This is a genomic window from Oxalobacteraceae bacterium OTU3CAMAD1 (assembly GCA_024123915.1).
In the GTDB taxonomy this organism is placed as follows: Bacteria; Pseudomonadota; Gammaproteobacteria; order Burkholderiales; family Burkholderiaceae_D; genus Rugamonas.
Genome location: CP099650.1, coordinates 1,075,004 through 1,089,817 on the forward strand (window position 1 = coordinate 1,075,004; position 14,814 = coordinate 1,089,817).

At 61.7% G+C, this 14,814-nt stretch carries 9 protein-coding genes; 8 read left to right on the top strand and 1 reads right to left on the bottom strand.

Going from position 1 to position 14,814, the window contains the following annotated elements; all coding sequences use genetic code 11:
• The first annotated feature begins 85 nt into the window (after positions 1 to 85).
• From NHH88_04595 to NHH88_04625, 7 genes are all read left to right on the top strand, one after another.
• On the top strand, positions 86 to 1,876 hold the full coding sequence (locus tag NHH88_04595; GenBank protein USX15083.1) for an acyl-CoA dehydrogenase C-terminal domain-containing protein: 1,791 nt from the start codon (positions 86 to 88) through the stop codon (positions 1,874 to 1,876).
• Positions 1,877 to 1,892: 16 nt separating this feature from the next.
• The gene (locus tag NHH88_04600; GenBank protein ID USX15084.1) at positions 1,893 to 4,292 is read left to right on the top strand and encodes a 3-hydroxyacyl-CoA dehydrogenase/enoyl-CoA hydratase family protein; all 2,400 of its coding nucleotides are present in this window, start codon (positions 1,893 to 1,895) and stop codon (positions 4,290 to 4,292) included.
• Positions 4,293 to 4,328: 36 nt separating this feature from the next.
• Complete coding sequence (locus NHH88_04605; GenBank protein ID USX15085.1) at positions 4,329 to 5,525, top strand: acetyl-CoA C-acyltransferase; 1,197 nt, start codon at positions 4,329 to 4,331, stop codon at positions 5,523 to 5,525.
• Positions 5,526 to 5,649: 124 nt separating this feature from the next.
• Positions 5,650 to 6,423, top strand: coding sequence for an enoyl-CoA hydratase (locus NHH88_04610; protein ID USX15086.1), 774 nt, complete (start codon positions 5,650 to 5,652; stop codon positions 6,421 to 6,423).
• Positions 6,424 to 6,534: 111 nt separating this feature from the next.
• Positions 6,535 to 8,142, top strand: a complete 1,608-nt coding sequence (locus NHH88_04615) for an alkaline phosphatase D family protein (protein ID USX15087.1) — start codon at positions 6,535 to 6,537, stop codon at positions 8,140 to 8,142.
• A 470-nt stretch (positions 8,143 to 8,612) separates the two neighbouring features.
• Positions 8,613 to 9,323 (top strand): hypothetical protein, encoded by a 711-nt coding sequence (locus NHH88_04620; protein USX15088.1) that lies wholly within the window; start codon positions 8,613 to 8,615, stop codon positions 9,321 to 9,323.
• Entirely contained in the window at positions 9,320 to 9,889 is a 570-nt protein-coding gene (locus NHH88_04625; GenBank protein ID USX15089.1) for a hypothetical protein, read from the top strand. Before NHH88_04620 ends, NHH88_04625 begins: the two co-directional genes overlap by 4 nt.
• A 112-nt stretch (positions 9,890 to 10,001) precedes the next feature.
• Here the strand turns inward: NHH88_04625 and NHH88_04630 are convergent, their stop codons facing one another.
• The gene (locus tag NHH88_04630; GenBank protein USX15090.1) at positions 10,002 to 11,174 is read right to left on the bottom strand and encodes a phosphoribosyltransferase; all 1,173 of its coding nucleotides are present in this window, start codon (positions 11,172 to 11,174) and stop codon (positions 10,002 to 10,004) included.
• Positions 11,175 to 11,455: 281 nt separating this feature from the next.
• Between NHH88_04630 and NHH88_04635 the strand changes: the two genes are divergently transcribed.
• Complete coding sequence (locus NHH88_04635; GenBank protein ID USX15091.1) at positions 11,456 to 14,812, top strand: transglutaminase family protein; 3,357 nt, start codon at positions 11,456 to 11,458, stop codon at positions 14,810 to 14,812.
• Positions 14,813 to 14,814 lie beyond the last annotated feature (2 nt).

Below are 14,814 nucleotides of genomic sequence, written 5' to 3' on the forward strand. Positions count from 1 at the left end.
TCACTAAACAAGTCACTAAGCAAGTCACTAAGCAAGTCACTAAGCAACTCATTAAACCAATTAAGTAGTCATCAGGAGAATAAACATGGGTCAATACGTCGCGCCAATCCGGGATATGCAATTCGTGCTGCACGAGCTGCTCAATGTGCAAGAAGAACTGAAGGCACTGCCGGACTACGCCGAAATCGATGCCGACATCATCAACCAGGTGCTGGAAGAAGGTGGCAAGTTCACGTCGGAAGTGCTGTTCCCGCTGAACCATTCGGGCGACCGCGAAGGCTGCAAGCTGGACGTGGCGACCAACTCCGTGACGACGCCTAAGGGCTTCAAGGAAGCGTACAAGCAATACGTCGACGGCGGCTGGGCCGCGCTGGCGTGCGATCCTGAATACGGCGGCCAAGGCCTGCCGGTGCTGCTGAACAACTCGTTCTACGAAATGCTGAACTCGGCCAACCAGGCCTGGACCATGTACCCGGGCCTGTCGCACGGCGCCTACGAGTGCCTGAAGGAACACGGCACCGACGAACAAAAGAAAACCTACCTGCCGAAGCTGGTCTCGGGCGAATGGACCGGGACCATGTGCCTGACCGAGCCGCACTGCGGCACCGACCTGGGCATGCTGCGCTCGAAGGCGCTGCCGCAGGCCGACGGCTCGTGGCTGATCACCGGCAACAAGATCTTCATCTCGGCCGGCGAGCACGACATGGCTGAAAACATCCTGCACCTGGTGCTGGCCCGCGTGCCGGACGCGCCGGAAGGCTCGAAAGGCATCTCGCTGTTCCTGGTGCCGAAGTTCCTGCCGAAGGAAGACGGCTCGGTCGGCGAACGCAATCCGATCACCTGCGGCGCCATCGAAGAAAAAATGGGCATTCACGGCAACTCGACCTGCCAGATGAACCTGGACGGCGCCAAGGGCTGGATCATCGGCCAGCCGAACAAGGGCCTCAACGCCATGTTCGTGTTCATGAACGCGGCCCGCCTGGGCGTCGGCATGCAGTCGCTGGGCCTGACCGAAGTGGCGTACCAGAACGCCCTGATCTACGCCAAGGACCGCATCCAGATGCGCTCGCTGTCGGGTGTGAAGGCACCGGACAAGCCAGCCGATCCGATCATCGTGCACCCGGACGTGCGCCGCATGCTGCTGACCGCCAAGGCCTACGCCGAAGGCGCGCGCGCCTTCACGTCGTACGTCGCGCTGCAGATCGACCGCGAACTGCACCACCCGGACGAAGAAGTGCGCAAGGAAGCGGCCGACGAAGTCGCGCTGCTGACCCCGATCGTCAAGGCCTTCATCACCGACAACGGCTGGATCGCCACCTCGGAAGCGATGCAAGTGTTCGGCGGCCACGGCTACATCTCCGAGTGGGGCATGGAGCAGTACGTGCGCGACGCCCGCATCAACCTGATCTACGAAGGCACCAACACCATCCAGTCGCTCGACCTGCTGGGTCGTAAGATTCTGGGCGACAACGGCGCCAAGCTGCGCAAGTTCGGCGAGAAGATCAAGGCGTTTGTCGAAGACAACGGCACCGACGAGGCGATGAGCGAATTCATCACCCCGCTGGGCGACCTGGGCGACAAAGTCACCAAGCTGACCATGGAAATCGGCATGAAAGCCTTCCAGAATCCGGACGAAGTCGGCGCCGCCTGCGTACCGTACCTGCGTGTTGTCGGCCATATGGTATACAGCTATTTCTTCGCGCAGATGGCGAAGATCGCGCTGGCGAAGGAAGACAGCGGCGACAATTTCTACAAGGCCAAGCTGGCGACCGCGCGCTTCTACTTCGCCCGCCTGCAGCCTGAAACCGCAACCTTGATCCGCCAGGCACGTTCGGGCTCCGCCAACCTGATGGCACTCGACGCCGACCTGTTCTAAGACTAGAGGAAACGACATGACCAATTTCATCGTTAAAAAAGTAGCCGTGCTGGGCGCCGGCGTGATGGGCGCGCAAATCGCCGCCCACTGCGTCAACGCCAAAGTACCCGTCGTCCTGTTCGACCTGCCGGCCAAGGAAGGCCCGAAGAACGGCATCGTTCTGAAAGCCATCGAGAACCTGAAGAAGCTGTCGCCGGCGCCGCTGGGCAACAAGGACCACGCCGCGCTGATCGAAGTGGCCAACTACGAGGACGACCTGGCCAAGCTGGCCGAGTGCGACCTGATCATCGAAGCGATCGCCGAGCGCATGGACTGGAAGCACGACCTGTACAAGAAGGTCGCCCCGCACATCGGCGCCAACGCCATCTTCGCCTCGAACACCTCGGGCCTGTCGATCACCAAGCTGTCCGAAGGCTTCGACGCCGACTTGAAATCGCGCTACTGCGGCGTGCACTTCTTCAACCCGCCGCGTTACATGCACTTGGTCGAGATCATCCCGACCGAAGCGACCAAGCCGGAAATCGCCGACCAGCTGGAAGGCTTCCTGACCACCACGCTGGGCAAGGGCGTTGTGCGCGCAAAAGATACACCTAACTTCATCGCCAACCGCGTCGGCGTGTTCGGCATCCTGGCGATCGTGCACGAAGCCGAAAAGTTCGGCCTGTCCGTCGACGTGGTCGACGACCTGACCGGCGCCAAGCTGGGCCGCGCCAAATCGGGCACCTTCCGCACCGCCGACGTCGTCGGTCTGGACACGATGGGCCATGTGATCAAAACAATGCAGGACAACCTGCCGAACGACCCCTTCGCCGCCGTCTACAAGACGCCGGAAGTACTGGCGAAACTGGTTGAAAAAGGCGCCCTGGGCCAAAAGTCCGGCGCCGGTTTCTATAAAAAGGTCGGCAAGGACATCCAGCGTCTGGATTTCGCCACCGGTGAATACGTCGCCGGCGGCGGCAAGGCCGCCGACATCATCGCCCGCATCCTGAAGGAAAAAGATCCGGTCAAGAAAATGAAAGCGCTGCGCGAATCGACCAATCCACAGGGCCAGTTCCTGTGGGCGATCTTCCGCGACGCCTTCCACTACATCGCCGTGCACCTCGACACCGTGGCCGACAACGCGCGCGACATCGACTTCGCCATGCGCTGGGGCTTCGGCTGGACCACCGGTCCGTTCGAAACGTGGCAGGCGGCCGGCTGGACGCAAGTCGCCCAGTGGGTCAAGGAAGACATCGACGCCGGCCAGGCACTGTGCAGCGCACCGCTGCCGGCCTGGGTGTTCGAAGGCCCGGTCGCTGAAAAGGGCGGCGTGCACACGCCGGAAGGTTCGTACTCGGCCGTGTCGAAATCGTTCGTGCCACGCTCGACCCTGTCGGTCTACGACCGCCAGGTGTTCCGCGCGCCGGTGTTCGGCAGCGGCGAGATCGACGGCAAGAAAGCCGGCACCACCGTGCATGAAGACGACGACGTGCGCCTGTGGCACACCGGCGACGACGTGCTGATCATCTCGCTTAAGACCAAGATGCACGTGATCAGCCCTGGTGTTATCGCCGGCTATCGCAAGGCGTTGGCTGAAGCCGAGAAGAACTTCAAGGGCCTGGTCATCTGGAACTCGGACGCAGCCGAAGGCGGCGCGTTCTCGGCCGGCGCTGACCTGCAATCGGCGTTGCCTGCGTTTATGCAGGGCGGCGCCAAGGCGGTCGACCCGATCATCAGCGAGCTGCAAAACACGTTCATGGCGATGAAATACTCGAACGTGCCGGTGGTGGCCGCTGTGGCCGGGCTGGCGCTGGGCGGCGGCTGCGAAATGGCGCTGCACGCGTCCAAGCGCGTGGCCTCGATCGAGTCGTACATCGGTCTGGTCGAAGTGGGCGTCGGCCTGATCCCTGCCGGCGGCGGCCTGAAGGAAGCGGCACTGCGCGCCTTCAAGGAAGCCAAGGGCAACGACATCCTGCAATTCCTGAAAACCGGTTTCACCAACGCGGCCACGGCCAATGTATCGAAGTCGGCGCTCGAAGCGCAGGCGATGGGTTACCTGAAGGAAGACGACGTCATCGTCTTCAACCCGTACGAGTTGCTGCACGTTGCGAAAGTTGAAGCGCGCGCCATGTTCGACAAGGGTTATCGTCCGCCGCTGAAGACGCCGATCCAGGTCACCGGCCGCTACGGCTGGGGCACCATCAAGGCGCAACTGGTCAACATGCGCGACGGCGGCTTCATCTCCGCGCACGACTTCAAGCTGGGCGACATGATCGCCGAGATCGTCTCGGGCGGCGACATCGACCAGGGTTCGTTCGTCAGCGAGCAGTGGATTCTGGACATGGAGCGTAAAGCCTTCCTGGAACTGCTGAACCATCCGAAGACGCAAGAGCGGATCATGGGCATGATGCAAACCGGTAAGCCGGTCCGCAACTAACTGTTGCACGATCCGACACTGAACAGGAAGAACATAATGAGCAAACAAATTCAAGACGCATACATCGTCTCCGCCACCCGCACCCCGATCGGCAAGGCGCCGCGCGGCATGTTCAACAAGACCCGCCCGGACGACCTGCTGGTGCGCGTGCTGCAATCGGCGCTGGCCCAGGCGCCAGGGCTGGACCCGGCGCTGATCACCGACGCCATCATCGGCTGCTCGTTCCCGGAAGCGGAGCAGGGCTTCAACATCGCCCGTCAAGCGGTGCTGCTGGCCGGCCTGCCGAAGACCGTCGGCGGCGTCACCATCAACCGTTATTGTGCATCGGGCATCACGGCGCTGGCCATGGCCGCCGACCGCATCCGCGTCGGTGAAGCGGACGCCATGATCGCCGGCGGCGTCGAATCGATGTCGATGGTGCCGATGATGGGCCACCACCCATCGATGAACCTGAACATGTTCACCGACGAAAACGTCGGCATGGCTTACGGCATGGGTCTGACCGCCGAAAAAGTAGCGACGCAGTGGAAAGTGTCGCGCGAGGCGCAGGACGCGTTCGCCGTCGAATCACACCGCCGCGCCATCGCCGCGCAGCAAGCCGGTTTCTTCAAGGACGAGACCACGCCGGTCGAGATCATCACCCGCACGCCTGATTTGGCAACCGGCGAGATCAAGGTCAAGACCCGCACCGTCGACACCGACGAAGGCGCCCGCGCCGACTCGACGATGGAATCGCTGGCCAAGCTGAAGCCTGTCTTCGCCGCCAAGGGTTCGGTCACGGCCGCCAACAGCTCGCAGATGTCCGACGGCGCCGGCGCGCTGCTGGTCGTGTCGGAGAAATTCCTGCGCGAGCACAACCTGACGCCGCTGGCCAAGTTCTCGTCGTTCGCCGTCAAGGGCGTGCCGCCGGAAATCATGGGCATCGGTCCGAAGTTCGCGATTCCGGACGCCTGCAAGGCCGCCGGCATCACCCAGGACCAGTTGGACTGGATCGAGCTGAACGAAGCGTTCGCCGCCCAAGCGCTGGCCGTTATCGGCGACCTGGGCCTCGACCCGGCGAAAGTGAACCCGATGGGCGGCGCGATCGCCCTGGGCCACCCGCTGGGCGCGACCGGCGCCATCCGCGCCGCGACGGTGGTGCACGCGCTGCGCCGTAACAATCTGAAGTACGGCATGGTGACGATGTGCGTCGGCGCCGGCATGGGCGCGGCAGGCATCATCGAGCGCGTTTAACCCGGCAAGCCCTTAGCGATACGCAAGCATCCCAGCTAAGGGGTCGTACCCCAAGGGGTACGACCCCGGTTGGCAGTGCGGGTTAAAAAAGGGCGCTACGGCGCCCTACTTATTTGGAGACAAAATGGACATCCTGAGCAGCAAGGAAAACGGCATCCTCACCCTGGAATTCAACCGTCCGGAACGCAAGAACGCGATCACCGCCGCGATGTACCAGACCATGGCCGACGCCATCAACGAAGCGGAGCAAGACACCGCCGTGCGCGCCATCCTGATCGTCGGCAAGCCGGAGATCTTCACCGCCGGCAACGACCTGGAAGACTTCATGAAGACCGCGCCATCGACCGGCGCCATCGAAGACCGTTCGGTGTACAAGTTCATGATGGCACTAAGCGGCACGACCAAGCCGGTGGTCGCCGCCGTGGCCGGCGCCGCCGTCGGCATCGGCACCACCTTGCTGATGCATTGCGACCTGGTCTACGCCGCCGACACGGCCAAGTTCTCGATGCCGTTCTCGCAGCTGGGCCTGTGCCCGGAGTTCGCCTCCAGCGTGCTGCTGACGCAAATCGCCGGCTATCCGCGCGCCGCCGAAAAGTTGATGCTGGGCGAAGCATTCCTCGCTCAAGAGGCATTGGAAATGGGGCTGGTGTCGCGCGTGCTGCCGGCCGCAGAGTTGCTGGCGTTCGCGCAAGGACAGGCGGCCAAGCTGGTGGCGTTGCCGGCCAGCTCGATCCGCGCCACCAAGCAACTGATGAAGGCCAGCCGCAACGCGCTGGTCAGCGAAACCATCACCGCCGAGAACAAGCTGTTCAGCGCGATGCTGACGGCGCCGGAGGCCAAGGAGGCGTTCACGGCGTTCTTCCAGAAGCGCAAGCCGGATTTCAGCCAGTTCGCATGATTTCATGTGGCGGGTTGCCGGAACGCTCTTACCTCGCGTTCCGTTGACGATTTCATCGTCATGTCATATTAAAAACCTAAGCTTGTCCGCTCTTAAATGATCGGAGCAAGCATGACTTCATCGATTTCGCGTCGCAGTTTCCTGGCCCAGGGTGGGGCATTGGTGGGCAGTTCAGCCTTGGGCGGCCCGCTGTTGCTCGGGGGCTGCGGCGGCAGCACCACCCCTATCGCCATCGGTGTCAGTGAGAACGAACGGCCCAAGATGCCGTCGGGAATACAGTTCGGCGACATTACGGATAACCGGGCGATCATCTGGAGCAGGAGCGACCGCAACGCGCAGATGATTGTCGAATACGATACCAGCGACCGTTTCAGCAACGCCAGCCGCATCGTCGGCCCCACTGCCAGCGACGCCACCGATTTCACGACCCGTGTCGACCTGGGCGGCTTGCCCGCCGACCAAACGGTGTTCGTGCGCGTGCGCTATGTGGACCCCAATAATTCCAAAATCGAAAGCGAAACTATTTCGGGTCAATTCCGGACCACGCCCTCTGCCGATGGCGCCAAGGCCGTGCGTTTTCACTGGAGCGGCGACCAGTGCGGCCAGGGCTGGGGCATCAACACCGAGTTTGGCGGCATGAAAATCTACGAAGCGATGCGTTTGCGCGACCCGGATTTTTTCATCCACAACGGCGACACGATTTATGCCGACGGCCCGATCCTGGCCCAGGTAACGGCGGAGAACGGCCAGGTCTGGCGTAATCTGGTCACGGAAGAAGTCAGCAAGGTGGCGGAAACGCTGAAGGAATTCCGTGGCCGCCATGCCTACAATATGATGGACGCGAACTTTCGCAAGTTCGCCGCCCAGGTGCCGCAGGTCTGGCAATGGGACGATCACGAAGTGACCAATAACTACAGCGCCGCCAAAGATTTATCGGCCGATGCGCGTTACACCGAAAAAAGCATTGCAACCCTCACCACCCGTGGCCGTCGCGCCTTCCTCGAATATGCGCCCATGCGGTATTACAAGCAAAGCGAACCGCAGCGCATTTATCGCACCATCTCGCACGGCCCGCTGCTGGACGTGTTCGTCGTGGACATGCGCACCTACCGTGGCCCGAACAGCACCAACCTGCAAACGGCGGAAGACGCCAGTTCGGCATTCCTGGGCCGTGATCAGGTGGAGTGGCTGATCGCCGGCCTGAAGGCCTCGACCGCGACCTGGAAAGTCATCTCCGCCGACATGCCCATCGGCCTGAACGTCGGCGACGGCAAGAACGCGCAAGGTGAAGCTTTATGGGAAGCACTCGCCAATGGCAACGACGGCGTTCCACTCGGCCGCGAACTCGAAATGGCCCGCCTGCTCAGTAGTATCAAGGCAGTCCCCAACGTGGTCTGGATCACCACCGACGTCCACTATTGCGCCGCCCACTATTACGATCCCGCCCAAGCCCGGTTTACCAACTTTTCCCCATTCTGGGAATTCGTCGCCGGCCCGATGAATGCCGGCACCTTCGGCCCGGGCGTGCTCGACAAAACCTTCGGTCCCACTGCGGTATTCTCGAAAAGCCCGCTGATCCAGAACTCCTCGCCGTTTGCCGGCTACCAGTTCTTTGGTGAAGTTAATATCGACCCGCAGACCAAGGCGATGAAGGTCGAGCTGTTCAACCTCGACGGCGTCTCGCAGTTTGCACAGACGCTGCCGGCGGCGGGTGTTTAAAGCGTAGAGGGGTTGCGGGCAGGCCGGCTGCGGGCGTCGGACTATGGTGTGGTCTGGTGCCTGTCAGGGAAGCCATCGGACTTGACAAGGTCACGCGTGAACGGCTTGCCGGCTACTTGGACAGCGAGGACCAGCATCTCGGCTGTCCTCCGTTGGCATCTTCTTCAGAATCATTAAGGACCGGGGTTTCCAGCATGTGCCAAAGCACCACATCGGTCAGACACTGAGGGTCAGGTTAGACATTCGGAAAAATCGGGGAATAGTGCAACTCTTGAGCTTACGCTTGCGCACAAGGCATTTGATGACGGTCATCGGCAGCGCCTCGGGTAGCGATACAATCTCGCCGAGAGCAAGCTGTGTGGCGTAATGCTAGCGTCGCCGCAAGGGAACGGGACGTTCAGCGGCATGTGAGAGGCGCCTGCCGATCTCAGCAAGTCCAATTGAAATTTAGTTCAGCAGGGGAGCCCGACGTGGATATTTACGAGAACATTATCATCGGAAATTTCCTCTATGGCGCGGGTATTGCTATGGGACGAAGCGCCCATGCGGAGGGCGTGCCATTGTCAGTGAATCTACTGCAGCAAACCCCGTTGGATCATGGTGCTGCGGATGTACTTGTCCGTGGATCGCGTGTTATGCGGCTACTCGAGTTCAAGCGGTTCAGGAGCAATAACATCAAAGAGGCAAGCAAACTCTTACACCTCAAACGCGCGCTGAGTGTTCCGGTTATCGACCATCTCGAAGAGTTGTCTCGCGAAGTGCACTGGTATCTGGAGTCGGAATCGAGCTCAAGCGTGCTGAATTTGCGTATCGTCCCCTATCTGGATTTCACCAACCGAGCGCTGCCGGGACCAAGTCTGCAGCAATTCATCGACGAGATGGTCGCTGAGGCGATCAGCGTTGGGCAAGATAAGTCGGAACTGTATTCCGAATATCTCGATGTGGTCGCGAAATGCCAGGGGGCTCCCAAGGGCGGATCCGGTGCGTTGATCGTTTCGGTGGACGGCGGGGGACGTCTTAATTACGCCGTTGTCGAGAACTTGCGCGAGCTTGGCTTGTCGCTCTCCAGATATCATCAACTTAATCAGGACCGTCAGATCTCGTTGCAGCCTCAGCAAGAACTTCAGAAACATAATGTCAGAGGCCGAGAGAGCCCTGAACGTGGAGGCCACAGCCTATGAGTACCGACAAGCATCACGAAATAATTGGCGCGCTCCTTGAGGCCGCGACAAGGGATCAAATCGGAATCCAGCGTGCCATTGAAGGCATGAAGGTTGCCACCACTGCGCAACATACCGCAGCGCATGAACTTCCGGGAAAAATTGCTAAGTCGGTCAGTGACGCTATTGAACCAGCTGTTGATATTGCTGCGAATAGGGTTGTGAAGCGTTTCATCGAGGCGAATCGCGATGCCGACCGTGCCGCTTTGGCTTATCAACAGGCCGCTAAGTTTAGTATGGTCCGGATAGTGGGAGCGGCGCTTGGCTTAGTTTGTGTTGGTGCGGCGGCGATAGTCGCAGTCGCCTGGATGACGGCACCTACCTCGGCTGAAATTCAAGCTTTACGAGACGAGCGGGCGCAGCTTCAGCGAGAGATCGCCGTGCTCGAAGAGCGAGGCGCTAGAACCGATTTCACTCGGTGCAAACTTCCTCCTAACGAACGTCAGACGCGCTTATGTGCGAGGTTGGATCCTGCGTTTGAAAAAGACACTTGGGAAGGTGGCTATCGAATTCTCAAGAATAAGTAGTGCGATATGCTCAGCGGACGGGGCTGAGATTCTTGAAATCGGGTATGGTCGGCCCAACTGACTTGGGTTACTTATACTTCCCTGTCGTGGTCGCCATTGTTCTGGTCGACCGTCAAAAGGTCAGGGCCGTCGGCGGCCAATGCCCCGCTTCGCAGCGCTGTTTGAACCACTTTTTCATTCCCGCATCATCCAACGCGTATTCGCCCTTCGCGGATTTCCAGATGAGTGACGGTGTCTGCATCCGCAATGATTCGATCGCGTTTTGCGCTTTTTGGGCGGTGATCTTCTCTCCGGTTTTCTCGCGATAAAACACGAGCGCGTCCGCATCGTAGGGGCGGAACCGGTCGCCTTGTTCAAGCATGCGCCATAGCACCGCTTGCTCAAGCGGACGCAGTGCCAGGTACGCGGATTCCATTGCGCGCTCGTCGTCGGCCCGTTGCACATCCGCCATCTCAAGCACTTGCTGCTCGAATCCCCGTTCCGGCGGATGGAGGGGATTGAGGATCTGGCCCAGCGTTCTTACGAATGGTTGTGGTCTGTGCGCGAGTCGTTGAAACGCCTCCCACAACTGCGGAATGTCGATCGGCGCGAGTTGCTGGTAGGTGCGGGTAATCATGTCCGCGACATGCCCGATGAAGTCGACGCCCAACTGGGGCATCAAAGAGATGGCCGAACCGAAAAAGGGTGCGGCGTTTGTGTTGAGAAGCCGCAGTAGTTTATCCCGGTCAGAGCCCGACATGATGAGCAGCAGGTTCGCCGCATCTGGCGTGTTAAGTTGATCGCGAGCCGATTTCAGCGCCGTCATCGCGCTCTCGCCCTGCACGCTGGTCAGCGCATGTTGCGCCTCGTCGATGATCAGGGCAACCGCTTTTCCCGACGTTTCGCGTAGCGCGCGTACCGCCTCGGCCAGCGTCAGACCGTCAGTCTTGCCGATTTTTGCCGGATCCGCTTTCAGCCAGTTGCCCAGACCGACGTGCTCGATTCCCGCCGCTTTCGCTGTTTTTGCGACGATGCCCAAGTGTTTCCCAAGCTCCTTGCCTATGGCTTCTGCGATCAGCGCCCCCGGGTCTCGATTTTTATCACTCCAGAGATCGACGTACACCACCACGCGGCCGGTGTTTTCCAGGGCAGGCTGAAGCTCATTTCGAAGGAACGTGGATTTGCCCGTCCGGCGCGGCGCGGCGAGGAAGAGGCCATTGGCGGCATCGCTGAACAAGTTCCCACCAGTCAAGTCGCGCACGAGGGCATCGGTCAGTGCAGGCCTCGCAAAGTAGAAAGGATTCATGTTTATCCCCCTTTATCCTGACTTCAATAACGTTATCACAAACGCGATAAAGGTCAATAAAGGCCTGTTTCATGTCGGGTGCCGGGATTTCAGGCGTTTTCAGCTACTATGACTAACCTTACGCAAGTGAACTCCTTGCCAACATCTCCCGGACCGATCCGCTGAACGCCTGCGCTGCGGGTACGGATCCTGCTTTATCAGCAAGACAACAGAATATCCCCGGCGCCTCGGCAGTGTTGCTGCCTTCGTCCCGTGCAATACTTACCGAAAGGCACTACCGAATGGCCATCCGCGTCGCCCTGCACCATAAAACCAGCTACAAATTCGACCGTTTGGTCACGCTTTCGCCGCATGAAGTGCGCTTGCGCCCGGCGCCGCACGCGCGCACGCCGATCCTGTCGTATTCGCTGAGCATCACCCCGGCACAGCACTTCCTCAACTGGCAGCAAGATCCATACGGCAACTACATCGGCCGCGCGGTGTTCCCGGAGGCCACCAAGGAACTCGACTTCACGGTCGACCTGATCGCCGACATGACGGTCATCAACCCGTTCGACTTCTTCCTTGAGGATTACGCCCAGCACTTCCCGTTCGCCTATCCGGAAGCGCTCAAGCTTGAATTGGCCGGCTATCTGCACTTCGAGGAAGATCCCGAGGTGGCCGAGTGGATCGCCATGGCGCGCCGCGACATCCTGAAAAAAGACTTGATGACGAACGACTTCCTGGTCGCCATCAATCAGCGCCTGCAGGGCGACATCGGCTATCTGGTGCGCATGGAGCCGGGCGTGCAAACCCCGGCCGAAACGCTGGAAAAACGCTCCGGTTCCTGCCGCGACAGCGGCTGGCTGCTGGTGCAGATCCTGCGCGGCATGGGGCTGGCGGCGCGATTCGTGTCCGGCTACCTGATTCAATTGAAGGCCGACCAGCAGGCACTCGACGGTCCAAGCGGCACCGAAGTCGACTTCACCGACCTGCACGCGTGGGCCGAGGTCTATATCCCTGGCGCCGGCTGGATCGGCCTCGACCCGACCTCCGGCATGCTGGCCGGCGAGGGTCACATTCCGCTCGCTTGCACCGCGATCCCGTCGTCGGCCGCGCCGGTGAGCGGCTTCACCGACGTCGCCGAGGTCGAATTCCATCACGTGATGACCGTGACGCGCATCCACGAAGACCCGCGCGTGACCAAGCCCTACGCCGACGCCGACTGGCACAAGATCGACGCCCTCGGCCAGCAAGTCGACCACGACCTGCAAGCGATGGACGTGCGCCTGACCCAGGGCGGCGAGCCGACCTTCGTGTCGATCGACGACATGGACGGCGCCGAATGGAACACCCTCGCGCACGGCGACAAGAAGCGCGAACTGGCCGGCGAATTGATGCTGCGCCTGAAAAACCACTTCGCCCCCGGCGGCATGCTGCACTACGGCCAGGGCAAATGGTATCCGGGCGAACCGCTGCCGCGCTGGGCGCTCAACATTTTCTGGCGCACCGACGGCCAGCCGATCTGGCGCAACAAGGCGCTGTTCTCCGACGAGAAGAAGGCCGACGGCTACGGCGCCGAACACGCCAAGCGCTTCACCGAGGCGCTGGTCAGCACCCTCGGCCTGCCGTCCAACAGCCCGATCCCGGCCTACGAGGACGTGCTGGTGCAAGCCCGCCGCGAGGAGGGCCTGCCGGTCAACCTCGATCCGCTGAAGGCCGACCTGAAGGCGCCGGAAGAACGCCGCCGTCTCGCGCGCCTGCTGGAAAACGGCCTGGGCGAAGTGGCCGGCTACGTGCTGCCGCTCAAACCCGAGGAACTGACCGACGACGCCAAGGCGCGCCTGTCGATCGCCTTGCCGACCACTTGGCGCACGTCGGCCTGGCCGCTCAAGCGCGAGCACCTGTATTTGATCGAGGGCGAATCGCCGCTCGGCCTGCGCCTACCGCTCAACGCGCTGCCATGGGTCCAGCCGGAGGACGAGGAGCCTGAATTCGACCGCGATCCGTTCGAACCGCGCGGCCCGCTGGCGCCTGCGGCCAAGGGCGATGGCGTGCCTTCCCACGCGGAGATCGACCTGGCCGCCCGCAAATCGGCCGCCAAGAAAGTCGATCCGGCCCCGGCGCCGCGCGAAGTGATCCACACCGCGCTGTGCGTCGAGGTGCGCGGCGGCCGCCTGCATGTGTTCATGCCCCCGCTCAAACGCATCGAAGACTACCTGGCGCTGGTGACGGCCATCGAAACCACCGCCGCCCACCTGAACATGAAGCTGTGGCTCGAAGGCTACCAGCCGCCGCGCGACCCGAGGGTCAAGCTGCTGAGCGTGACCCCGGACCCCGGCGTCATCGAAGTGAACGTGCAGCCGGCGGGCAGCTGGAAAGAGCTGGTCCACAACATGACCACCTTGTATGAGGAGGCGCGCAAGACCCGCCTCGGCACCGAAAAATTCATGAACGACGGCCGCCACACCGGCACCGGCGGCGGCAACCACGCCACCCTGGGCGGCGCTACGGTCGCCGACAGCCCGATGCTGCGCCGTCCGGACCTGCTCAAAAGCCTGATCACCTACTGGCAAAACCACCCGGCGCTGTCGTACCTGTTCTCCGGCACCTTCATCGGTCCGACCAGCCAGGCGCCGCGCGTGGACGAGGCACGCGACGATAATCTGTACGAACTGGCGATCGCCTTCCAGCAGATGGACAAGGTGCTGCCGACCCTGCACGAGGGCGACAAACCGTGGATGGTCGACCGCCTGCTGCGCAATCTGCTGGTCGATTTGACCGGCAATACGCACCGCTCCGAGTTCTCGATCGATAAGCTGTATTCCCCCGACGGGCCGACCGGCCGTCTCGGTCTGGTAGAATTCCGTGCTTTCGAGATGCCGCCGCACGAGCGTATGAGTCTTTTGCAGATGCTCTTGCTGCGGGCCCTGGTGGCGCGTTTCTGGCGCCAGCCCTACCAAGCCAAGTTGGTCCACTGGGGCACGGCGCTGCACGACCGCTGGATGCTGCCGCACTTCGTGGCGCAGGATATCCGCGATGTTGCGCGCGATTTGCGCGCCGCCGGCTACCAGTTCGAGGAGCACTGGTTCGATCCGTTCATCGAATTCCGCTTCCCGCGCTTCGGCACCGTGGTGTACGAGGGCGTGGAGATGGAGCTGCGTCAGGCGATCGAGCCATGGAACGTCCTGGGCGAGGAAATGACCGGCGGCGGCACCGCACGCTACGTCGATTCGTCGGTCGAGCGCATGCAGCTGCTGGTGCGCGGCCTGACGGACGGGCGCCACGTGGTCGCCTGCAACGGCCGCATGCTGCCGCTGCATCCTACCGGCGTGCCGGGAGAATATGTGGCCGGCGTGCGCTTCCGCGCGTGGAGCCCGTGGTCGGCGCTGCACCCGAGCATCAAGGTGCAGGCGCCGCTGGTGTTCGACCTGGTCGACACCTGGAGCGGGCGCGCCATTGGCGGCTGCACCTACCACGTGGTGCACCCGGGCGGGCGCAGCGAGGACAGTTCGCCGATCAACGCCAACGCCGCCGAGGCGCGCCGCTTCGCCCGTTTCTGGGCGCACGGCCACACGCCGGGGCAGATGTATGTGTACAAGGAAGCACTGAATCCGAGCCTGCCGATGACGCTCGATTTGCGCTGGCAGCCCGATTGAGC

Excerpts from the sequence above, each read along its gene's own strand:
- NHH88_04605 (USX15085.1), top strand. The coding sequence starts at position 4,329 with ATGAGCAAACAAATTCAAGACGCATACATCGTCTCCGCCACCCGCACC.
- NHH88_04600 (USX15084.1), top strand. The coding sequence starts at position 1,893 with ATGACCAATTTCATCGTTAAAAAAGTAGCCGTGCTGGGCGCCGGCGTG.
- NHH88_04615 (USX15087.1), top strand. The coding sequence starts at position 6,535 with ATGACTTCATCGATTTCGCGTCGCAGTTTCCTGGCCCAGGGTGGGGCA.
- NHH88_04625 (USX15089.1), top strand. The coding sequence starts at position 9,320 with ATGAGTACCGACAAGCATCACGAAATAATTGGCGCGCTCCTTGAGGCC.
- NHH88_04630 (USX15090.1), bottom strand. The coding sequence starts at position 11,174 with ATGAATCCTTTCTACTTTGCGAGGCCTGCACTGACCGATGCCCTCGTG.
- NHH88_04595 (USX15083.1), top strand. The coding sequence starts at position 86 with ATGGGTCAATACGTCGCGCCAATCCGGGATATGCAATTCGTGCTGCAC.
- NHH88_04610 (USX15086.1), top strand. The coding sequence starts at position 5,650 with ATGGACATCCTGAGCAGCAAGGAAAACGGCATCCTCACCCTGGAATTC.
- NHH88_04635 (USX15091.1), top strand. The coding sequence starts at position 11,456 with ATGGCCATCCGCGTCGCCCTGCACCATAAAACCAGCTACAAATTCGAC.